Below are 22,702 nucleotides of genomic sequence, written 5' to 3'. Positions count from 1 at the left end.
CCATTTACAAGTATAAATCATGAGCAAGAAAGTAATCCACAGAGCGCATACACGCGGCCACGCTAACCACGGCTGGCTCAACTCCCATCATACCTTCAGTTTTGCCAGCTACTACAACCCCGAGCGGATGAGTTTTGGCCTGCTGCGCGTACTCAATGACGATGTGGTGGCTCCCGGCATGGGTTTCGGCACGCACCCGCATGGTAACATGGAGATTATTTCGATTCCGTTGAAGGGATCGCTGGCCCACCGCGACAGCACGGGCACGCAGGAGGTAATCCGGACAAACGAGGTACAGATCATGTCGGCAGGCAGCGGCATTACGCACTCAGAGTATAATGGGTCCAGCACAGAGCCTGTGAACTTTTTGCAAATCTGGGTGTTTCCTAAAAAGCAGGACATCCAGCCGCGCTACGGGCAAAAGGCCTTCAAGCCGGAAGACCGGCAGAACAGGCTGCAGACAGTCGTATCGCCGGAAGAGCAGGGAGATGCCCTTTGGATTAACCAGGATGCTTGGTTTTCGTTGGGCTCTTTAAAAGAAGGTTTCTCGGAGGTTTATACTTTCCATAAGGAAGGTAACGGACTTTACGCCTTCGTGCTGGACGGGGAAGTGGAGATAGACGGTGAGAAACTAGGCAAGCGCGATGGTATGGGCATTAGCGAGGCAAGTACGGTAGAGATTAAAGCCTCTGCAGACGCCGAACTGTTGCTGATGGAAGTCCCAATGAGATAAAGAAATAGTGTTTAGTGATTAAAGAAAGAACCCTGGCAGATGCCGGGGTTTTTCTTTTTAGCGCAGGTGCCGCATAATAGAGAAGGGCAGAGGCGCCCAAATGGCCGTTTTAACGCCTATACTTTTCAGCCCCTGGTTTACCCAGTTGTTGCAGTTTTTCAGCATATAAAACTTTCCGTGCGCCTCGTAAAATGTGTCGCTGCCGGCGTAGCCTGAGCCGCTGATATGCAGGTAACTTCCGTTAGACTGCACAAAAGACCCATCAATATAGCTTATTAACTGCCGGTACTGCTGCGGTGAGATACGAATGGGGCGCTGCCGCTTGGTATGTAAAAGTTTGGCGCGTATGTACTCTACGTGCATGGCGGTGCGGGTTGGCCATAGAGCTGCCGTAAGCGCTACTTCCGGCGTCAGGTCTTTCCAATCCGGCGTTTCCATGTAGAACTTTCTGTCGCCCCAGCCAAAGGCCACATATTGGTAACTGCTGTCTACCTTTCCGAAGTCGTGCAAGGGAAGCTTGTCGCGCCAATCGATATAAGGCGTGGAAACGGGTACCACAATATCGGTGTGCACCCCGTTAGAGGTGACGAAAATCTCAACATGCTCTTCCTGCGGTTGCACCTGGGCATAGCCGTTGTGTACCGTAAAGCTGCTCAGGACAAAGGCCGCCGCCAGGAAAAGCACTGCCAGCCCTATCACCGAGGCCAGTAGCCAAAGTATAAGCGACAATATTCTAGTCAGAACGTACTGCATATCGTTTACCTACGGGCAACTGTAAAGTATAAACGATATAAAAACAAAACCCGGTGCATGGCACCGGGTCTGAGTGTAGTTTAGTTAGTTTAGTTTCTCTTTCAGGACCGCCATCTCCTCCAAAGCATTCAGTGCTTGCTACGTAACAGACTGGTTAATTGGAGTTTTCATAGAGCCCTGCAGGCTGTCTGTGTTTAGACGCTGCAGTGGCAGGTAGAGAGGCGGTCAGAAACCCAAAACGGATTTCGGGTACAAAGGTATAAAATTTTACAATTGTTTAAACACTTTTCGCGATTTAACACAAACTTTACATTCGCATTCCTGCGCGTGCCACGGATTTGGCAGATTCGCTGTTTTTGCGCAGATTGTATAGTTAAAAGAACCCCGTCCATCCTATCCGCTAAACCATCATGATAAACACGCTAAAGCGTTTTGCCGCCTTGTGGCTGGTGTTACTGAGCATGCAGGCTGCCGTGGCGCAGCAACAGCAATTGCAGTCGCCGGCGCAGTTCCTGGGCTACGAATTGGGCAAGCAGTTCAGCACCCAAAGCCGTATCCTGGACTATGTCAACTACCTGGCCGTGCAGGCCCCTAACCGCATCAAGGTGGAGGAGTATGGGCGTACTTATGAGAACCGTCCGCTGGTGCTGGCTTACGTGGCCTCCGATGAAAACCTGCAACGATTGGAGCAAATCAGGGAGAACAACCTGCGCCAAGCCAGCTTACTGGGCGGAAGTATACAGGGGGAACAACCGGCCATTGTGTGGCTGAGCTATAACGTGCACGGCAACGAGTCGGTGAGCTCAGAGGCGGTGCTGCAGGTGCTGTATGATTTGGTAAACCCGGAAAACGCGCAGAGCCGCGAGTGGCTGCAGAACACCATCGTTATACTTGACCCCATGGTGAACCCTGACGGGCGCGAGCGCTACGTGCAGTGGTACAACCAGGCCTCCAACCGCGGCGGCAACGCTTCGCCTTACGCCTGGGAGCACTGGGAGCCCTGGCCGGGCGGCAGGCCCAACCACTACTACTTCGACCTGAACCGCGACTGGGCCTGGCAAACGCAGGTGGAGTCGCAGCAGCGCCTGAAAGTATACAACAGCTGGCTGCCGCAGGTGCACGCCGACTTTCATGAGATGGGCGCCGAGTCGCCGTACTACTTCTCGCCGGCTGCCAAGCCCTTCCACGAAAGTATAACGCCGTGGCAGCGCCAGTTCCAGAACACTATCGGCGAGTATAACCGCCAGTACTTCGACAAAAACAACTGGCTATACTTTACCCGCGAGAGCTTCGACCTGTTCTACCCGAGCTACGGCGATACCTGGCCCACCTACAACGGCGCCATCGGCATGACCTACGAGCAGGGCGGCTCGGGCCGCGCAGGCTTGGCCTACAAGAAGGCAGACGGTGACACGCTTACCCTGACAGACCGTATCGCCCACCACGTGGCGGCCAGCGAAGCCACCATCAAAGCGGCCTCTGAGAAGGCCAATGAGCTGAAGCAGGAATTTCAAAAGTACTATAGCACCAGCCTGAAAAACCCTGGGGGCGAGTATAAATCCTTTGTATTGAAAAGCACCGCCAATACGGCCGGCAACCTCAAAGCTTTGACAGATTACCTGCAGCAACAGGGCATCCAATACGGCTACGCGGCTAATAAAGGCTCCGTGAGAGGCTACAACTACCTCAACGGCAAAACTGAAAGTATAAAACTGGCGCCGCAGGATGTGGTGATCAGCATGTACCAGCCTAAGTCGGTGTTGGTGAAGGTGCTCTTTGAACCAAAGTCTGCCCTGGAAGACTCGTTGACCTACGATATCACTTCTTGGGCGCTGCCTTATGCCTATGGGGTGCAGGCCTATGCCGTGAAGGGAAGGGTAGGCATGAGCCAAACGGCCCCTGCTGCTCCGGCTGCCGCTGCCATCAATATAGAGAAACCATACGCCTACCTGGCCCGCTGGAACGGGTTAGAGGATCTTAAGTTTGCCACCCAGCTGATGCAGCAGCAGGTGAAAGTACGTATGGCGGAGCTGCCCTTTGAAATGGACGGCACTACTTATGAGGCCGGTACCCTGATCATCACCCGTACAGGCAACGAGCGACTGGGCGATAAGTTTGACGCCACTGTGCGCGAGCTGGCGCAACAGTATGGCGTACAGCTAACGGCCACCAATACCGGCTTTGTCAGCTCCGGCGCCGATTTTGGCTCTGGCAGCGTGCGCTACCTGAAAGCTCCCAAAGTGGCTCTGTTGTCGGGAGAGGGCGTTTCGCCGTATGGATTCGGAGAAGTATGGCATTTCTTTGAGCAGCAGATAAATTACCCGGTTACAGTACTTAATACCTCCTACTTTAGCCAGGTGCCGCTGCAGGAGTTCGATGTGCTGATCCTGCCAACTGGTTCTTATGCTAAGGTGCTGGATGATAAAACGCTGGAGAAACTGCAGGACTGGGTGCGCGGCGGTGGTAAACTCATTGCCCTGGAAAGTGCCGTTAATTACCTGGCGGGCAAGAAAGGGTTTGAGCTGAAGAAGAAAGACGCTGAGGAAGAAGAGAAGGAAGCCGCAAAAAAAGAGCGCAAAGACAAAGACCCGTACGAAAACCTGCGAAGCTATGCAGCGCGTGAGCGCGAGGCACTGGAGAGCGAGGTGCAGGGCAGCATCTTCCGCGTGGACCTGGACAAAACCCATCCGCTGGCCTTTGGCTACGGCGACAGTTATTTTGCCCTCATCCGCTCCGCCGATACGTTCCAGTTTATGGAGGACGGCTGGAATGTGGGTGTGCTGAAAAAGAACAACCATGTGGCAGGTTATGTAGGCCAGGGAGCCAAAAAACAGTTGCAGGACGCGCTTATACTTGGCACCCAGCGCCTCGGCCGTGGCGAGATTGTGTACCTGGCCGATAACCCACTGTTCCGTGGCTTCTGGCAAGGCGGCAAGCTAATGTTTGGAAATGCGGTGTTTGTGGTGGGGCAGTAGTTGTAATAATCTTGGTCTAAGAATAGGGTGGGGGATTGAACAATTCTGAACCCAACCACCCCTAACCCCTCCTTGGCTAAGGCGGGGAACCTGTTATTACTGTTGCTGAAGTATAAATTTTATAGTTGATGTTCTCGCGCGGACAGGTCGCGACCTGTCCCTACAAAGTATAAACTCAGCAGACGATTACACCCCTATTGAGCTTTGCTCGCAAGTTTCGAACTCTCGTTCTCACTTGTCCTCAAGGGGACAGTTTCTGTATTACTATTTTATACTTTCCTTTCCAGTAGTAATAGCTGGAGCTCTCGAACCCTTCCCAGCCTTTGGGTTGAGCGCCTTGTGGATGTTGCGGTGCCCGGCAAGGGCAGCCCGCAGCGGAGCGAGGAGCAGCTTCAGACACACAGCGCGATGCCCGAAGGCGAGGCCTCCCGGCCTAGGAGGGCAGAAAGCCAGAAGTGAAACAGTAGCTTATGTAAGTCTGGAGGATGAATGGTGGCTAGCAAGGATAGCTTGGTTCAAGCTGCGGGAAGCGGCGGCTAGGAAAGTATAACCCGGCAAGTATAAAAGTATAGCCGAAGTATAAAAACATAAGCCGACGCTTGCACCAGAAAAACTCATCCTAAAAAACCACTCCACCCCATACCAACTACTATAAACTTAAAATTCGTACCTTGCACAGTATTTATACTTAGCGGATTAAAGTATGCAGACGCAACATATCATCACGCCGCCTACCCCCGAGGAGTACGGCAGTAACATGGCCAGCTACGTGCAGCAGGCCCGTACCGAGGACCTGATCGAAGGCCTGACGGCGAGCTACGTGTATATCACAGGCCTGGTGCAGGGCCTGACCGAGGAACAACTCCTGTACCGTTACGCGGAAGGCAAATGGAGCATCAAGCAAGTGATGGTGCACCTGATCGATGCCGAGCGCATCTTCTCCTACCGCGCCCTGCGTTTCGCCCGCCAGGACAAAACTGAGCTCCCGGGCTTTGAGGAAAACCTGTATGCGCAGACCGCCAAGGCAGATGCCCGCGACATCAACTCCATCATCGCTGAGTATACTTCGTTGCGAACCGCCACTATCGAGCTATTCAAGAGCTTTGATGAGGAGGCGTTGCAGCAGCGGGGCATAGCCAGCGGAAAAGAATTAAGTGTGCGTGCTTTGGGGTATATCATACTAGGGCACGAAGTGCATCACCAGAAAATTATACGCGAGCGCTACCTGAAAGCTTAATACCAAGCTGTGGGAGGCATGGTTATACTTAAGTTTTACTATATTTAAGGATTAACCTTTTGTAAAACTAGAGTATAACCATGGCCTTGACTCGTCGCAATGTAGGTATGGTAGTGGCGCCGCTGCTGGCGTTATTGGTATGGACCGTAACACCCGCCCTGGCTTACGAAGCCCGAATGGTGGCTACCATCATGTCCTTCTGCCTCGTGTTCTGGATGGCCGAGGTTATCCCGCTCTCCATGACCGCTTTTCTGGGCGTACTGCTGGCTGTGATGCTCGGCGTTGCCGAAATGGAGACCGCCTTTCAGAACCTGGGGCACCCCATTATCCTGCTCTTTATCGGCAGCTTTCTGCTGGCCCGCTCCATGACGCGCCACGGCCTCGACAAGCGTATCGCCCTGTTTATACTTTCCCGACGTTTTTTTCAGAAGAGCCTTTTCCGCATGTTCCTGGGCTTTTCAGGCATATCCTTCCTGCTGTCGATGTGGGTGAGCAACTCCGTGACGGTGGCGATGCTGCTGCCCCTTACGCTAGGTGTAACGCAGCTGGTGTGCCAGCCGGAAGATGGCAAAAACTCCGCGCTATACTTTCTGCTGGGCATCGCCTACAGCGCCTCTATTGGAGGAATCGGCACCATCATCGGTTCGCCTCCCAACCTGATAGGGGTAAACTACCTGGCGCAGCAGGGTATCCGGATTGACTTTCTGCAGTGGATGTACCTGGCGCTGCCCATCGCGGTGAGCATGTATGTGGTGATGCTGCTCTACATGCGCTATTTCCTGGGCAAAAGCGGGTACGACCCACAGGCGGTGAAGGCCTACGTAGCCGAGCGGCAGCAGCAGAAAGAGCGCTTACGCAAGGGAGAGCAGGTAACCATGGCTGTTTTTATACTGGCTGTTATCCTCTGGCTGGCACCGGGTATCTTTAATCTGATGGGCATGGAGGAGGCCTATACGTTCATGAATACTTACTTTGCGGAGAGTACGGTGGCCGTGCTGGCTGCTTTGCTGCTGTTCCTCATTCCGCCGGGGCAGGAAACCGGTGGCCGGGGCACCCTCACCGCCGAGGATCTGGTAAAAATAGACTGGGACACCATTCTGCTCTTCGGGGGCGGTATGGCCCTGGGGCAGCTGGTCATCAGCTCCGGTCTGGCCGATGTGATTGGCCGCAGCATCACTGCCCTATTAGACCCTGACCAGCGGGTGCTGCTGGTGTTCGTGCTGGTGCTGCTGGTGCTGCTGCTGACGGAGATAAGCTCCAATACGGCTATTGCCATTACCTTTGTGCCGATTATTATAGGTGTGCTGAACGGGCTGAATTTGCCTTTGCTGTACCCGGTGCTGGGCGTGGTGATTGCCTGCAGCTTTGCCTTTATGCTCCCCATCGCCACACCGCCGAATGCTATAGTGTATGGCAGCAAACTAGTACCAATTGGCCAGATGGCAAGGGCAGGTATGTTTCTGAACTTGGTCGGCGCTGTGTTGATTACAGCGTGGGTGATACTTTACATGAGCCTTGTGGGCTAAACGCCGTAGATCCTATACTTTACCCTATACTTTACTTCTTATGCAGAACCGCAAATTTTACAGAATCATACTGGCCGTAGCAAGCTTTGTGTTTGCAGGTCTGAACGCCTACCAGATAATTAAAGGAGAATACGAGACCATGGACGTGGCGCTGATGGTAGTTTTTCTGGCCATTGGTATAGCCTATCTTTTTATACTTTTCCGGAAAGACAAAGCTGAGTAAGCAGGGGAGGAGACAAAAAAGAAAAACCTGAAAGTCTACATTATTCCTTCTGAATAATCAGACTTTCAGGTTCTCAACTTTTAGCCAAAGGTATCTATATTTACGGGAGCGGTTTGCAGAAGGTTATACTTTGGGAAAATAATTTTTCTTTTTTCAATAAATTCTCCCTCGCCAGCCCGGTTAAAACTCAAATCATAACTGTACATATTCAGGAAAACTCCGGTAGGCGGTTGCTGCCCACCAGACAGCAGGCTATACCGGGTCCACATCCGCCACCACTCTTATCCCCTTAAAATCCGGCAGTAGCTTCAGGTTGAAAATAGACTGCGCGATCTGGCCTTTGGCGGCTTTCAGGTTGGTTGTGTCGCGGGGCAGCTTGATGTGGATCTCCTGCAGAAACAGGTTGCGGATCTTGAAGATATAAGGCACCTCCGGCCCCAGCACCTGCTGCTTGCCCAGCCTGTCTGTTAAATCTTTGGCCAGCACAATAGCGGCGTTTTCAGCGGTACGTTCCTCGGCGTGCTTCACGGTGATGCGGATCATGCGCGTGAACGGAGGGTAACCGAAACGCAGGCGTTCCTCTATCTCGTGCTCGTACAGCGTCTGGTAATCGTTACCCATCACTTTGCTGAAGATGGGCTGGCGCGGATCGCGGGTCTGGATGATCACCGAACCCGGCTTGCCTTTGCGGCCGGCGCGGCCGCTTACCTGCACAAACAGTTGGTACGACCGCTCATGCGCCCGGAAATCGGGGAAGTTGATGATGGTATCGGCGTTGAGGATGCCCACCAGGCTCACGTTCTCAAAATCGAGGCCCTTGGTCACCATCTGCGTACCCACCAGCACGTTGGTGCGGCCGCTCTCAAAATCCGCGATAATTTGCTGGTAGCTGTTCTTCTTTTTGGTGGTGTCCAGGTCCATGCGCTGCACCTCGGCGTTGGGCAGCATTAATTTTAGCTCGTCCTCCACCTTCTCTGTACCGAAACCCATACTTTTCAGGGTGGTGGCACCGCAGGCGGGGCAGTCGTGGGGCATGCGCTCGTGGTAGCCGCAGTAGTGGCAGCGCAACTCGTTGTTATACTTGTGGTACGATAGGCTCACGGCGCAGAACTTGCACTTGGGTATCCAGGAGCACTCGTCGCAGGAGATGAAGGGCGCGTAGCCACGGCGGTTCTGGAAAAGTATTACCTGCTCCTGTCGCTTCAGCCGTTCCTCAATATCGTTCAGCAGTTTGGCCGAGAAGTGGCTGTGCATGTTCTTGCGCTGCTGCTCGCGGCGCGTATCCACGAGCTCTATCTCCGGCAGTTTGGCCTCCCCGAAACGCTTGGTCATACTTACCAGCCCCCAGCGGCCGGTTTGGCAGTTGTAGTAGCTTTCGATGGCGGGTGTGGCCGAGCCCAGCAAGGTTTTGGCTCCCTGCAGGTGCGCCATCATCAGGGCCGTTTCGCGGGCATTGTAGCGCGGGGCCGGGTCGTACTGCTTGTAGCTCGGCTCGTGCTCCTCGTCCACAATCACCAGCGAAAGGTCGTGGAAGGGCAGGAAAATGGAGGAGCGTACGCCCACCACCACCTGGAAACGGCCGGAAAGCACGCCCTGCCATACTTCGGCGCGCTCGTTGTCGGAGAACTTGGAGTGGTAGATGCCCAGTTTGTCGCCAAACACCTTCATCAGGCGCGTCACGATCTGGGCGGTAAGGGCAATCTCGGGCAGCAAGTATAACACCTGGCCGCCGCCATCGAGCGCGTGCTTGATCAGGTCGATGTATACTTCGGTTTTGCCGCTGCCCGTTACGCCGTGCAGCAGCACTGTCTCCTTCTCCTTAAACAGGCCCAGAATCTCATCCTTGGCCTGCAACTGGTGCTCCGACAGCGCCATCGGCAGCTGCTGGGTGCTGTTATCCATCGGGAAGCGCGACACAATCTGGTCGAACTGCTCGAGCACGCCCTTTTTGATGAGTGTGTTGATGGATGAGGCCGACAGGTGCGGATTACTCGTAAGCTTGCTCTTCTCAATGCCGCGGAAGTTGAGGTGGATGTCCTGGTGCACGGGCACAAGCTGCAGGTAGTTGAGCAGGATGTCGAGCTGCTTGGGCTGCGGCGTGAGTTGGTTAAAAAGCTCCTCCAGCATACCCTCTTCCTGCACAAAATGCTCCGACAGGCGCACCTTCTTCACCACTTTGGGCGAAAACTTATCGCTTACCTGCTCATAAATGATGATCGCCTCTTTCTGGATGAGCGATTTGATAAACTTATGGTAGCTTTTGAGCTGCAGCAGGTTGCCTACCTCGGTGAAGGTGAGGGCCTGGTTGTGCTGCAGGGCATAGATAATTTTCTCCTCCTGCGGGGCAAGTATAAGTTCGTCCTCTTCGGGGTTGTAGTGCGGGTGCAGCTGTATCCGCGACTCGCTACTTAGCTTGAGCGCCGAAGGCAGGGCGGCGTTGATCACCTCGCCCAGGGTGCACATGTAGTAATCGGCAATCCACTTGAAAAGCTTGAGCTGCGGCGCGGTGATGATCGGCTTGTCGTCGAGGACGTCCAGAATATACTTGGCCTGGTAGTCGGCGGGGGCGTTTTCGTGCACCTCGGCCACTATGCAGCTCAGCACCTTTTTGGCCCCGAACTGCACAATTACCCGCACGCCCACCGATACCTCGTCGTTCATCTCGAAAGGGATGCGGTAGGTATACAGCTTGGGCAGGGGCAGCGGCAGAATCACGTCGGCAAACAGCGTGACGCGCTCCGTGGCCGGCTCCGGCGGGTAATTAAAGTTCAGAAGATCCGACAAGGGTGTTTATACTTTTGCTTCCTACAAAGGTCGTAAAAAAATGATGAATTGCGCAGGCGGGGAGGATAGAAGTAAAAGCGGCGGAATTATACTTTGGCAGGAGCCGGTAAAACGCTTAACTTAAGCACTGGAAAATTATTCACAGACGATTATCATCCCCCAGCCCCCTTCGAAGGGGGACTTTTCTGTAAGTGTAATAAAAGTATACTTTAAGAAATTACACCTGTGGGTGTCCCTCTTTGAAGGGGGTAGGGGACGATTTAATACCTCAATATAAACCTATACTTTCACTAAACCCTGAATCCCTATGCTAACAAAAGCGGTATACTTTGCCAGCCTGTTGCTGCTGTTTTGCAGCACTTCCGTACTTGCCCAAACCCAAACGATGCGTGTTGCCACCTACAACACCCGGTACGATAACAAAAGCGATACCACCAATGCCTGGAACAAGCGCCTGCCGGTGATTGCGGACCTGGTGCAGTTTCATGATTTCGATATTTTCGGGACGCAGGAGGTGCTGCACCACCAACTGGAAGGTATGGCCGGGGAGTTGCCGACGTATGGCCACATTGGCGTAGGCCGCGACGACGGGAAGCAGGCAGGAGAGTATGCGGCGGTGTTTTATAAAAAAGATAAGTATAAGCTGCTAAAGCAGGGCAATTTCTGGCTCTCCGAAACTCCTGAGAAACCGGGCAAAGGCTGGGATGCCGACTTTCCGCGCGTGTGCACCTGGGGCCAGTTCAAAGACCAGAACTCTGGCTTTGAGTTCTTCCTGTTTAACGTGCACTTCGACCACCGGGGCGAGAAGGCCCGCCAGGAAAGCGTGAAACTCATCCTGAAGAAGGTGCAGGAGATAGCCAAAAAGGCACCGGTTATACTGATGGGGGATTTCAACTTCGACCAGCGCGACGAGAAGTATAAAACGATGACAGCCTCTACCCTGAAAGATGCCTATGAGATAACCGCCATGCGTTATGCGCCGCGTGGTACTTTCAACGGCTTTGAGGCCACCCGCAAATCCGACGGCCGCATCGACCACATCTGGCTTTCCCCGGATTTCAAAGTAAGCAAGTATGGTATTCTGACCGACACCTATGCCAACGGCCTTTTCCCTTCAGACCACTTCCCGGTGATGGCGGAGGTGAAGTATGAGGTGAAGAAGAAGTAGAAAGTATAAAATACAAAGTATATACTTGTACAAGTGTAAACCCACCCCTGCCCCTCCAAGGAGGGGAATCAATTACACATAACAGGAATTCCCCTCCTCGGAGGGGGTAGGGGTGGGTTAATTGCAACTGTGATTGTAACGTATGAGAGGCTCCCGAACAGGAGCCTCTCATACGTTATATTGGTGCCATCGCTCACTTCAGGTCGATTGTCCGCTCCACGTTTATTTGTTCGAGAAAAACTTGGTCGTGGGAGACGACGATGAGGGTGCCCTGGTACTCGTTTATAGCTGAGGTCAGGATTTCGATGTTCTGGATGTCCAGGTTGTTGGTGGGTTCGTCCAGCACGATGATGTCCGGGGCGTGGTTGCTGATGGTGAGGCAGCAAAGGATGAGCCGCATCCTTTCCCCGCCACTCAGCGCGCTGCAGGGCTTATCCCAAGTATCCTTCGAAAACAGAAAGCGGTTGAGCCTGATTTTAACCTCATGCTCCTGCAAAGCAGATTGGTTAAACTGTTGGGCCTGTTCGTAAACCTTCAACTCACTCTGGAGCAGGGAGTACTCCTGGTCAATGTATACAGCCTTGTTGTCAGCTCTTCGGATTGTTCCGGTAGTAGGCTCAAATTTACCCAGAAGGAGCTTGATTAAAGTCGTTTTTCCCGAGCCATTCAAGCCTTTAAGGTTGATTCGCTCGCCGCTCGTTATCTGGAAGCTCAGGGGCTCTTCCCAAAGTATAGCTTTCCCGTAGCTGTAGTTCATGTTTTCTGCCTCCACTAAAACCTTACCCCTGTGCAAGGTGGAGTGGTCGAAGCCAAACTTCATTTTATCTACCTCGGGCAGCTCCTTTCGTAGCTCCTGCAGCTCTTGCGAGATAGAACCAACCTTTTCGGCATGAACGCCTTTTAGCCGGGAGGTGCTGTTCTCGGCGCTGTTCTTCATGATGTTCATCATGATTTTAGGCATGCCCGCTTTCTCCTGCTTTTTCTTGCCGCGGCTGTCGAGCTTTTGCTGCCGCTCCAGTGCCTCGCGTTCTACTTCCCTGGCCTTACGCAGGGCTTTTTCCTTGCTTTTTACATCCTCGTACAAGGCATTGCTCTGGAGTTGCTTTTGCTCCTGGTAAAAATCGTAGTTGCCGCCGTAGGTTGTGATGCCTCTATTGCTCATTTCATACACCGTGTCCAGCAGGTTTAGCAGCGTTCTGTCGTGGCTCACGATAAGCAAGGCGCATGAGCTGGAAAGTATAAAGTCGTACAGCAGCTTTCTGGCGGCAAAGTCCAGGTGGTTGCTAGGCTCATCCAGTAGCACCAATTCCGGCTGATGAATGGCGATACCAGCCAGGAATACCTTCGTTTTTTGCCCACCGCTCAATGTGGCCATCGGTTGGGTGAGGGTGACTTCCTCCAGTTTCCAGTAGTTCAACGCGGCTTGGCATCGCTCTTCAATCGTCCAATCGTCGTTAAGCAGCGTCAGGTTCTCTTCCGTTACGTTCCCGTTCAGGATTTCCTCCAGTGCCGCAAGTTTCTCCTCAATCTGCAGCGCCTGAGCCACGGTCAACTGGTCGAACTGCCCGAAAAGCTGGGGCACGTAATAAGGCTGCGCCTCCACGAGCACTTGCCCACCGGAAGGCTTAGCTTCACCGGCAAGAATTTTGAGCAAAGTAGATTTCCCGACTCCGTTATGGCCGATCAGAGCAGCCTTCTGGTGTCGGTTAAGTATAAGACTTATGTTGTTGAACAATAAATCTTTATTCGGATGGGTATAGGAGATATTCTGTAGTGTAAGCATCATTTCTTTCTTTAAAGGCGGGAAATAACTGCAAGCCGCGCTGCAGCCTGAATTTGGTTCTTCCTGAAAGAAATGAATGATTACATAATTGATTCGGTGGGGTTTGTGCCTGCAAATATACGAAGCTTTTACAGAAATGGTGTAATTGCGGGTTCTAGAATAATTTTGCCATGGCTGGTAGGCGTCGTAAATATAAAATGCAGGTTGGAATTACTTGGGCTTGCCTGACTTCATCCATTGCTCTTGAGGAGGGGAAGTATAAAAACACAAAAGGCTACTAGCCCAAAACTATTGATTCTTGTTCCTGCAACTCTTCAGTTTCGCTGTTGAGCTTGTTAAGCATACTTATTATGATAATTGGAACTATATTAATCAACAGGCAGATTTGCTCTTCACCTTCATTGGTAGAAAACCTGAGTCCAGAAAAGGTATACTCTGCTTTTAGCAGCAAATCATTGGTATAGTCAACTCCAACAGAAAAGTTTAGCCCTGAAAAATAAGAGTAAGAGTAACCTAGAAGGCTAAAGTTGATGATTTGCAAAAATTGGTTAATGAGAGATAGTTTTATTCCACCTTTCATATACTTGCAGAGCAGGATACCGCTATAGATGGAGAAAGAGAAAAGCAGAATGGCCCCTAAAATGGCTAAAACTTGACCCTTGCTTAAAGCTTGGTTTGTTAATATAGTCCAGAGTATTAGTCCATTGCCAAGGAGCCCACCCAGTATTTGATACCACCCAATGTATTTTAATTTCTCTTTTTCTTCCATTTATTGTCCGTAAGTGCTTGGTTGTAGAACTTGTAGGTTCTCTTTAGAGTTTGGAAAAAAGCAGAGCGTATGATTAGCATTGATTTTCACTTTTGCAAAACCCCTCTTGCTGACCACGGCTTCTATTTGAGCGATATCATAAATTACTTCATTGTCATTGTTTACTACTTTTATCTGTTTGGTGGAAGGTAGGTAGTATACATCCTTTGCTAAAAAGAACTTATGGATCTTTATCCAAAATAAGTGTCTACAAAAAATAGCTAAGTAGATTAAAAATAAAAAATAAAGCCCTGAGTCAAAAGCAATATATGTTAATACAATCCCAATAGGTAAATGCAAAAGGCAAATCATTCCGGGGAATATTCTTCCCCAAAGAAACAGGTTGTCTTTTGATATTTTAAACGTTCATTGGTATGAAGTCTTCTATCGTTCAATATAAAGACTTGCTCTAGTATATAGCTATTAGCGGTCTAGAGTATAAGGTGGCGAATCAGCAAACCTCTAAACTAACACATCACCCTCAGCTGGCATAAACACAATGTCGGCGGCTGGTAGTCCTAGCCCAAAATTGCATTTATGATGAATGTCACCGGTGCAAAAAAATAGGTCGTCAGATTAAAGATTATACTCTTTGTCACCAATTTTCTTTTCTCATCTCTTGATTTTGAGTCGAAGTCGTCACTTATCTGTTTATATGTCTTTGGTCGAATGATAGATAAGTAGGTAATTACCAGCATCACTACATAAACTATTAGCCCATAGAGCCCTGCATCTTTATTTGGTGCGATGTCGAGTCCCAACTTTTTAAGTATAATGAACGCCACTAGTCCGCAGTTCATTACGATTATCAACGATGTTATAATCATTGCTGAGATGTAGGGAGTGTCAACTGGCCAAAATCTATAATACATAATATATATATGTCGGTATATCCATGTTAGAAATCTCGTCATTCGTTATTTACTCTTTTCTATCTAACCTACTTGCCGCCAACTAATATAAAAGCATAAACCTACGGCTATCTGCCAGAATCAATAGACAACCGTAGGTTTTCAAAACTTCTCTATCGCACCTGCGTCTTATCCACTCTTGTTGGCGTATCCTCGCCATTTACTACCCCCTCAGAGGCCAGGGCAATGGCCCGTATCATGTTAGTGAGGTGCTCCATGTTTAGCTGAGAAATCTCGTCGTGCACTGTGTGGTAGGTTTTGTCCTGGTCTATCTGCACCGAGGAAATGGTATGGGCCGGTACACCGAGGCGGGCCAGCGTGGCGTTGTCGGAGCGGTAGAACAGGTTCTGCTCCGGATAGGGGTCGGGGTGGATGCTGTAGGTGGTGCCTTCCAGCCTTTTCTGCATCAAAGGGCCCAGGTCAGAGCGTTCGAATCCGGTCAGGTAGGCGCTGTTCGGACCGAACTTTGACGGCTTGCCCACCATCTCGATGTTGAACATAGCCACAATCTGATCGGGGTTGAGCTGCTCGGAGAAGTACTTCGAGCCAAAGCCGCCCATCTCCTCAGCCGTGAAAGCCACAAACAGTATAGTGCGCTCCGGCTGCTGCTGTTTTTTGTAGTAGTCGGCCAGCAGCATCATGGCGGTGGTGCCGGCCGCGTCATCGTCGGCGCCGTTGGCGATGCTGTCACCGTCAATGGCTGGCTGAATGCCGATATGGTCGTAGTGGCCCGAGAACACGACAAACTCATCTTTGCGCTTGCCCTCTATCATGCCGCCCACGTTCGTGAGTTGTAGCTGTTCCACCTTGTTCTCCACCTCCAGTTTATACTTTTTAGCCTGCAGCTGGTCGGTAAGTATAAATACCTTGCTGCTGTTCTCGCCAAGTTGCTGCTTCACGCTGCCGCGGCCCATGTAGTGCTGGTAGCGGCTAAAAATCTCCTGATGCTTCGGGTGTACCAGCACCAGCACGTCCTCGGTGCTGCTGTTCAAGTCACGCATCACAGTCCGGAAATCGTCGTTTTCGCCAATGGTTACCACCTTCTGCTTGCCCTTGTGTTTCCACTCCACTTCCTCTTTCTCCGTGATGGCGAACATGCTCTCCGGGTTAATCTTCTTGCCGTTTAGCTTGGCCTCTTTTTCATCCGGGGTGATGCGGTACACGCTAAAGTTCTGCAGGTAGCTTTGCTCGCCGGGCAGTGGTTGCAGCCCGATGCGCTGGAACTCGGCTTGAATAAACTTGGCTGCCTTCTCGATGCCGGGCGTAAAGGAGGCACGGCCTTGCATGTCGTCGGCGCTGAGGGTGGATACTATGCGGGTCACCTCGGCCTGCGAGATGGTGTTTACATCCTGCGCAGAAGCAGCAGAATAAAGGCCACAGGCAAGCGCAAGGGCAGTAATTTTTAGTTTCATGAGGTAGCGTCTATGGATTCTGAGAAAATTATGAGCATATTGTCGGCGGAGGCAGGCAATGCCTTGGCAGAACAAATATAGTATTTCTATGGACAAAAGTGCTGAGATAAACTGGCTGAAGTGGCTGCAGTTTACTGTGCTGGTTTCGGTGATTTTATACTTTGGGAGTACGCTCTTTATTCCGCTCAGCTTTGCCTTGCTCATCAGTTTTGTGTTGTACCCGGTTTGTCGGTGGCTGGAGGAAAAAGGACTACCGCGCTGGGCTGCTATTTCGCTGTGCCTGTTCCTGCTGGCGGTACTGGTGGGTGGGCTGGCGTTTCTGCTGGTGCGCCAGGTAGTGCAGTTTGGGCAGGAGTGGCCGCAGTTGCAGGGGAAACTCAGCGCTGCCTGGGCCGATATCAGCCGGTACGTGGAGCAACAGTTCGGCATCGATACCGCCAAGCAGATAAACTGGCTCGAAAGTATAGCCTCTGATGCGGCTTCTTCGGCTTTTAACATGGTGCGAGGCGTGCTGTATACGTCGGCTGTGTCGGCGGTACTGCTGGTGCTGATACCCATTTACGTAGCGTTAATACTTTATAACCGCGAGTCCCTGACTAGAGCTCTTTCATCATTTTTCCCGCGCAGAGAGCATAGCAAGATCCGTCAAATCTTGCACGAAACCATTACTACCTACTACAACTTCATAAAGGGGATGGCCATCGTGTACCTGGCGGTGGGTGTTCTCAACAGTCTTGGCTTGTTTATTATCGGGGTGCCGCACGCTATTTTCTTTGGCGCAGTGGCCTCGGTGCTGACATTTATACCTTACGTGGGCATTACGATAGGCGCCATACTTCCGATGACGGTAGCCTGGGTAACCTACGATTCGGTGTGGTATCCGATCGGGGTGATAGCGGTGTTTGCGGTAGTGCAGTACCTGGAGGCAAACCTTATTTTTCCGTTAGCCGTGAGCGCGCGCCTGCAGGTGAACATGCTCTTTACGCTGCTGGCCATTGTGGCGGGCGGTATACTTTGGGAAGCTTCGGGCATGATCCTTTTTATACCCTTTCTGGCTATACTTAAGCTGATAGCCGATAAGCACGAGGATATGCGCCCGATCTCGCTGCTCTTGGGCAGTGGGGATAAAAAGCCTGCTAAGGCTCGAAAATAGTATTTTCTATTCTTTCACAGAGGAAAGGGGGCTGCCGTTAGAAGGGGAGCGATGCCTGATTCGGTAGGGCCTTTAAATTTGCTTCATTTTTGTCATTCTGAAAGGATCTTGGTAGCGGATAGCGAAAGCTTGACCTCCCTTCCACCAAGTTTCTTTACAGAATGACAGACGGTTGGAAGGCTTTGCGAGTAAAATGAAACAGCCCTACATGTAGCAAGTATAACAAGTATAAAACAAAAAAGGCCACCCAAGCGGGTGGCCTTTTCTATATATAAAGTACTATACTTTATTCTTTTGTCTTGTCCGTGTCTGTCGACTTGGTTGGCTCTGTCTCTTCCTCGCCGTCGTTAGCTTGCTTGGCTTTTTTGCCATTCGACTTCTTTGACGTGAAGGTGAGTTTCTCTTCGCCTTCCTTGTAATCAATCAGGATGACATCGCCCTGGTTGATCTCAGCCTTCAGTATCTCCTCCGCAATCGGGTCTTCAATATACTTCTGAATAGCGCGGTTCAGCGGACGTGCCCCATACTTCGGATCGTATCCTTTCTCGGCTACAAAGTCCTTCGCCTCTTTGGTCAGCTCGATGGTATAACCCAGGCTCTCCACGCGCTTGAACAGCTTGCCCAGCGAAAGCTCGATAATTTTGTGCATATCTTCACGGCCAAGTGAGTTAAACACAATCACATCGTCAAGGCGGTTCAGGAACTCAGGCGAGAACGTTTTCTTCAGGGCGCTGGCAATCGTGCCTTTCATGATGTCGTCCACGTTCTCCTGCTTGGCCTTCGACATAAAGCCGATACCGGCACCGAAGTCCTGCAAATCGCGGGCACCGATGTTGGAGGTCATGATGATGATCGTGTTACGGAAGTCTACCTTGCGGCCCAAACCATCCGTCAGGATACCATCGTCCAGCACCTGCAGCAGCAGGTTGTATACATCCGGGTGCGCTTTCTCGATCTCATCCAGCAATACCACAGAGTATGGCTTGCGGCGGATTTTCTCGGTCAGCTGGCCACCTTCTTCGTAGCCCACATATCCCGGAGGCGCTCCTACCAGGCGAGACACGCTGAATTTCTCCATGTACTCACTCATGTCGATACGCACCAGCGAATCCTCTTTGTCGAACAGGTACGTGGCCAGCACTTTGGCAAGCTCTGTTTTACCCACACCTGTCGGGCCGAGGAACACAAACGAACCAATCGGCTTCTTCGGATCTTTCAATCCCACGCGGGTACGCTGGATGGCTTTCACCAGCTGCGTAATCGCTTTGTCCTGGCCGATCACTTTGCCTTTCAGTTCTTCGCCCATGTTTAGGAGTTTCTGTCCTTCGTTCTGGGCGATACGCTTCACCGGTATACCTGTCATCATGGCAATAACCTCTGCCACATTTTCCTCTTTTACCTGATAGCGCTTCTTCTTGGTCTCGTCTTCCCAGTTGCGTTTGGCAGTTTCGAGCTGGTCGATGAGCTTTTTCTCCTTGTCGCGCAGCTGGGCTGCCTCCTCATACTTCTGACTCTTCACCACGCGGTTTTTCTCCACCTTGATGTTCTCGATCTGCTCTTCCAGCTTCAGGATATCATCCGGCACCACGATGTTGTTGATGTGCACGCGTGCACCAGCCTCGTCCAGGATGTCGATAGCCTTGTCCGGCAGGAAGCGGTCGCTCATGTAGCGGTCCGAAAGCTTAACGCAGGCTTCAATCGCCTTGTCGGTGTAGTTTACGTGGTGGTGGTCCTGGTACTTATCCTTGATGTTGTGCAGGATCTCCATTGTTTCCTCAGGCGTGGTAGGGTCTACCATCACGATTTGGAAACGACGGGCCAGGGCACCATCCTTCTCAATGTACTGTCGGTACTCATCCAGCGTAGTTGCGCCAATGCATTGAATTTCGCCACGGGCAAGCGCCGGCTTGAACATGTTAGAGGCGTCTAGGGAGCCAGAGGCGCCACCGGCACCCACAATCGTATGCAGCTCGTCGATGAACAGGATCACGTCCGGAGACTTCTCCAACTCGTTCATCACGGCCTTCATTCGCTCCTCAAACTGACCTCTATACTTGGTGCCAGCCACCAGCGAGGCAAGGTCCAGGGTTACCACACGCTTGTTAAAGAGCACGCGGCTTACTTTTTTCTGGATAATGCGCAGGGCAAGACCTTCGGCGATGGCAGTTTTACCAACACCCGGCTCACCTATCAGAATAGGGTTGTTCTTTTTGCGGCGGCTCAGTACCTGGGCCACGCGCTCGATTTCTTTCTCACGGCCAACTATTGGGTCAAGCTTATCGTCTTCAGCCAGCTTGGTCAAGTCGCGGCCAAAGTTATCGAGCACCGGGGTGCGCGACTTTTCGCCTGGTTTCTTGCTTGAAGAGCTGCCTGAGCGGGACGATGAGCTACCAAACAGCTTGTCGGAGTCATCAGAATCGTCTGTATCGGACGATGCCAGCGGATTATTGCTATGATAATCCAGTGAGTCTCTTATTGCTTCGTAGTTCACGTTAAATTTCGCTAGGATTTGAGAAGATATATTGTCCTCGTCCCGCAGGATGGACAATAACAAGTGCTCTGTGCCTATGATATCGCTCTTGAAGATCTTGGCCTCCAAGTACGTTATTTTGAGCACCTTTTCGGTTTGCTTCGTCAGAGGGATACTGCCCGTGATGTTGCTGCTTTGCGACGCTGTATTTCGTGTAGCCTGTTCTAAAGCGTACTTTAATTCATCTATCGAAACGCCAAGCTTCTTCAGCAGAGAGATGGCCGTACCTTCTCCTTCCCGAATCATCCCCAGCACCAAATGTTCGGTGCCGATGTAGTCATGCCCCAACCGGATGGCTTCTTCGCGGCTAAGCGAGATGACTTCTTTTACTCGGTTTGAGAATTTTGCTTCCATGTATACTATACTCCGTGTATTCTGATTAACTATGAATTGTTATAACTGCTTGAGCCAAACAACTTTCCTTCTTTTCAAACAAGCTTTTCGGTACAATTGTTCAGCTTGCAGGGCTTCTTATTGCAGGTAGGAAATTGAAGCGGGCCCTTGGGTAAATAACAAGTCAATTATACTAAGCTCTGGTGCAAATTGTTTGCCAAATACTTGCGTATACGGTTTTACGTGCAAATTGTCAGGATAGATTTTAGGGTGTATCCTATTCCTGAGGTCAAGCACGCCTTCCGGGGCCTCGGCCTGGTACGTTGCGGTGTACTGCAGCGGCTTGTTTAGTTTGAGTAATTTAAAATAAAGCTGCAAAAGTTCAACGTTCAGGTCGAATAAAAATTTTGGCTCCCGCTCATAAATCTCCCGCAGGTAATCACTGTAAAATTCAAAATAGGGCGCCCGGCCGTAGGCGGCCTGTATGGTGCGCCAGTGCACCAGCTGCCACTTCTGGCTGTAGTCGATCTCTATTTCCCGGATAGGCGTTTTTACCTGGCTGTTTCCGCGCAGCACGGGCACGCTCAGCGGCTGCACGCCGTGGGCCGTTAGCACATGGCAGCGGTTGCGGTAGCTCTGCTTCACGTAGTTCTCGCTCGCTTCCAGCAGCACGGCATCCGCCCGCAGGGCATGCCAGAAATAGCTGACGGGCGGGTTATACATTATTTCAGTTAGGAGAATCAAGGGGAGTTAAAGAGTTTGAGAGTTTAGGAGTTTAGGATTTAGAAAGTTGACTTTGTGACAAAGGACGGTTTGACAAAGGAATCAAAGTATGAATATCCAGTTTTTGAGAAGTCCATTGTCTTTTGTCCAACAGTCCTTTGTCGGCAGCAGGGCTGCCTTACGCTAAATAAGCACAAGTTCGGGGTATTTCATAATGCGGGAGCAGGGTTGTACCTTTGCGGCTGCACTTTTAGCCTGTGAACAAACGCATCAACATACCGCCTGCTTATTACCCGCTCTGGCTGCTGCTGAAAGGCTTGGCCGCGCTGCCCCTGCCTGTTTTATACTTGTTTGCCGACTTCCTATACTTCCTGATGTACTACGTGATAGGTTACCGGAAGAAGGTGGTGGAGCAAAACCTGCGCATGGCTTTCCCGGAGAAAGGGGAGGCGGAGCGCCAACGTATAGCCAAGGCCTTTTACCGCCAGTTTGCCGATGTAATGGTAGAAATACTGCACCTGGCCAGCATGAGCCGCGAGGAGATGCTGCGGCGCACCACCTTCACTAACCCGGAGGTGCTATCCAGGTATGTAGAGGGCGGTACACCAGTGCTTATACTTGGCACCCACGTTGCCAACTGGGAGTGGAGCCTGTCGGCGGCGGCCGTCACGTTCAGCTTTCCCGCAGAGGGCGTGTACAAGCCCCTGAACAATCCCTTCTTTGAGAGCTATATGCTGCACACCCGCAGCCGATTGGGAGCACACCCGATTAAAATGAAGGAAACGTTGCGTGAGTTTGTGGCCAAGCGAAAGGTGCCGCGCGTGGTAGCCCTGCTCTCCGACCAAACCCCGTTGCGCAGTGAGATAAACTTCTGGACCGAGTTCCTGCACCAGGATACCCCTTTTTATACCGGGGCAGAGAAGCTGTCGCAGCGCTTTGGCTATCCGGTGCTGTTTCTGGATGTGAAACGCACCCGCCGCGGCCACTACGCCCTCACTTTTGAAGAAATCACAGACGGTAAAACTGCACCTAGCTTAGCTACGGAAACAGCGTTCCCGGTTACCGTAGCCTTTGCCCAAAAGCTGGAAGCCGCCCTCCGCCGCGCTCCCGCCGATTACCTGTGGACGCATAAGCGGTGGAAGCACAAGCGGCTGAAGAGTTAGAGAGTTGGAGAGTTAGAAAGGTAGAAAGTTGGGAAGTTAGAAAGTTAGAGAGTTAGAGAGTTTAGGAGTTAGAAAGTTGAGGAGTTAAAAAGTTAAAGAGGTAGAGAGTGTCTCCTTAAAGTATGAGCGCTACTCAAAGTGCCGGCCGCTCATATTTTATACTTCACAGTTCCTGCCGCAAGTTTAGCGTAGCGTAACTTGTGGCTACGTATGGCAGCAGCTTGGCTTTCTTGCTTTGGCTAATAAGTATTTATAGTTCATCTTTAAAGTTTGCCAAAGTATAAGCTGTCGGTAACAATACCAAAAAAGGTAGGGAAAGCTGCTGGCTATACTTTAGCCATGCCCGATTGAAGTATAAAGTATAAACTGCTAATCTATACTTTTCTGCTCCGGGCAGTATCTAATTAACTGTGTAAATGGAGGTTTGGGCGCAAGTTCGGACCTTTTTTATTAACTTCCATAACCATTCACACAGCGATGATAAGCA

Annotated in this window: 15 protein-coding genes; 8 read left to right on the top strand and 7 right to left on the bottom strand. The window is 51.3% G+C overall.

Translation table 11 applies throughout. The features are described from left to right. The first annotated feature begins 19 nt into the window (after nucleotides 1–19). The gene (locus tag BM040_RS21140; protein ID WP_092105752.1) at nucleotides 20–733 is read left to right on the top strand and encodes a pirin family protein; all 714 of its coding nucleotides are present in this window, start codon (nucleotides 20–22) and stop codon (nucleotides 731–733) included. A gap of 57 nt (nucleotides 734–790) precedes the next feature. Here BM040_RS21140 and BM040_RS21135 read toward each other — a convergent pair whose 3' ends face one another. Then, nucleotides 791–1,486 (bottom strand): TIGR02117 family protein, encoded by a 696-nt coding sequence (locus BM040_RS21135; RefSeq protein ID WP_092105750.1) that lies wholly within the window; start codon nucleotides 1,484–1,486, stop codon nucleotides 791–793. Nucleotides 1,487–1,896: 410 nt separating this feature from the next. Here BM040_RS21135 and BM040_RS21130 point away from each other — a divergent pair, with 410 nt between their 5' ends. The 4 genes from BM040_RS21130 to BM040_RS21110 all read left to right on the top strand — a co-directional run bounded on the left by BM040_RS21130 (nucleotide 1,897) and on the right by BM040_RS21110 (nucleotide 7,447). Next, complete coding sequence (locus BM040_RS21130) at nucleotides 1,897–4,461, top strand: M14 family metallopeptidase (RefSeq protein ID WP_092105748.1); 2,565 nt, start codon at nucleotides 1,897–1,899, stop codon at nucleotides 4,459–4,461. Between the two features lie 703 nt (nucleotides 4,462–5,164). Further along, entirely contained in the window at nucleotides 5,165–5,698 is a 534-nt protein-coding gene (locus BM040_RS21120; RefSeq protein WP_175491147.1) for a DinB family protein, read from the top strand. 80 nt (nucleotides 5,699–5,778) lie between these two features. Further along, nucleotides 5,779–7,224 carry an SLC13 family permease gene (locus BM040_RS21115; RefSeq protein ID WP_092105744.1) on the top strand — a complete coding sequence of 482 codons (1,446 nt, stop codon included), beginning with the start codon at nucleotides 5,779–5,781 and terminating at the stop codon, nucleotides 7,222–7,224. Between the two features lie 40 nt (nucleotides 7,225–7,264). Next, nucleotides 7,265–7,447: a hypothetical protein gene (locus tag BM040_RS21110; protein ID WP_092105738.1), complete on the top strand. Its 183-nt coding sequence runs from the start codon at nucleotides 7,265–7,267 to the stop codon at nucleotides 7,445–7,447. 252 nt (nucleotides 7,448–7,699) lie between these two features. On the opposite strand, the gene priA is transcribed toward BM040_RS21110, so the two are convergent. Beyond that, nucleotides 7,700–10,231, bottom strand: a complete 2,532-nt coding sequence (priA, locus tag BM040_RS21100; RefSeq protein WP_092105735.1) for a replication restart helicase PriA — start codon at nucleotides 10,229–10,231, stop codon at nucleotides 7,700–7,702. 307 nt (nucleotides 10,232–10,538) lie between these two features. Here priA and BM040_RS21095 point away from each other — a divergent pair, with 307 nt between their 5' ends. Next, the gene (locus BM040_RS21095; protein ID WP_092105733.1) at nucleotides 10,539–11,399 is read left to right on the top strand and encodes an endonuclease/exonuclease/phosphatase family protein; all 861 of its coding nucleotides are present in this window, start codon (nucleotides 10,539–10,541) and stop codon (nucleotides 11,397–11,399) included. 193 nt (nucleotides 11,400–11,592) lie between these two features. On the opposite strand, the gene abc-f is transcribed toward BM040_RS21095, so the two are convergent. The 3 genes from abc-f to BM040_RS21070 all read right to left on the bottom strand — a co-directional run bounded on the left by abc-f (nucleotide 11,593) and on the right by BM040_RS21070 (nucleotide 16,313). Further along, entirely contained in the window at nucleotides 11,593–13,185 is a 1,593-nt protein-coding gene (abc-f, locus tag BM040_RS21090; protein ID WP_317040196.1) for a ribosomal protection-like ABC-F family protein, read from the bottom strand. A gap of 274 nt (nucleotides 13,186–13,459) precedes the next feature. After that, nucleotides 13,460–13,951, bottom strand: coding sequence for a hypothetical protein (locus BM040_RS21085; RefSeq protein ID WP_092105731.1), 492 nt, complete (start codon nucleotides 13,949–13,951; stop codon nucleotides 13,460–13,462). Between the two features lie 1,063 nt (nucleotides 13,952–15,014). After that, the gene (locus BM040_RS21070; protein ID WP_092105725.1) at nucleotides 15,015–16,313 is read right to left on the bottom strand and encodes a M20/M25/M40 family metallo-hydrolase; all 1,299 of its coding nucleotides are present in this window, start codon (nucleotides 16,311–16,313) and stop codon (nucleotides 15,015–15,017) included. Nucleotides 16,314–16,401: 88 nt separating this feature from the next. Here BM040_RS21070 and BM040_RS21065 point away from each other — a divergent pair, with 88 nt between their 5' ends. Beyond that, a complete protein-coding gene (locus tag BM040_RS21065; RefSeq protein WP_092105769.1) occupies nucleotides 16,402–17,466 on the top strand; it encodes an AI-2E family transporter in 1,065 nt (354 codons plus the stop codon). Between the two features lie 286 nt (nucleotides 17,467–17,752). Here the strand turns inward: BM040_RS21065 and BM040_RS21060 are convergent, their stop codons facing one another. Continuing rightward, a complete protein-coding gene (locus BM040_RS21060) occupies nucleotides 17,753–20,350 on the bottom strand; it encodes an ATP-dependent Clp protease ATP-binding subunit (RefSeq protein ID WP_092105724.1) in 2,598 nt (865 codons plus the stop codon). A 117-nt stretch (nucleotides 20,351–20,467) separates the two neighbouring features. Continuing rightward, on the bottom strand, nucleotides 20,468–21,073 hold the full coding sequence (locus BM040_RS21055; protein ID WP_245756325.1) for a WbqC family protein: 606 nt from the start codon (nucleotides 21,071–21,073) through the stop codon (nucleotides 20,468–20,470). Between the two features lie 236 nt (nucleotides 21,074–21,309). Here BM040_RS21055 and BM040_RS21050 point away from each other — a divergent pair, with 236 nt between their 5' ends. Further along, nucleotides 21,310–22,215 (top strand): lysophospholipid acyltransferase family protein, encoded by a 906-nt coding sequence (locus tag BM040_RS21050; RefSeq protein WP_245756324.1) that lies wholly within the window; start codon nucleotides 21,310–21,312, stop codon nucleotides 22,213–22,215. Nucleotides 22,216–22,702: the final 487 nt, after the last annotated feature.

Source organism: Pontibacter chinhatensis, from assembly GCF_900113285.1.
Lineage (GTDB): Bacteria > Bacteroidota > Bacteroidia > Cytophagales > Hymenobacteraceae > Pontibacter > Pontibacter chinhatensis.
Note: the sequence above shows the minus strand (reverse complement) of the source record. Positions and strands in the feature narration are given on the sequence as shown.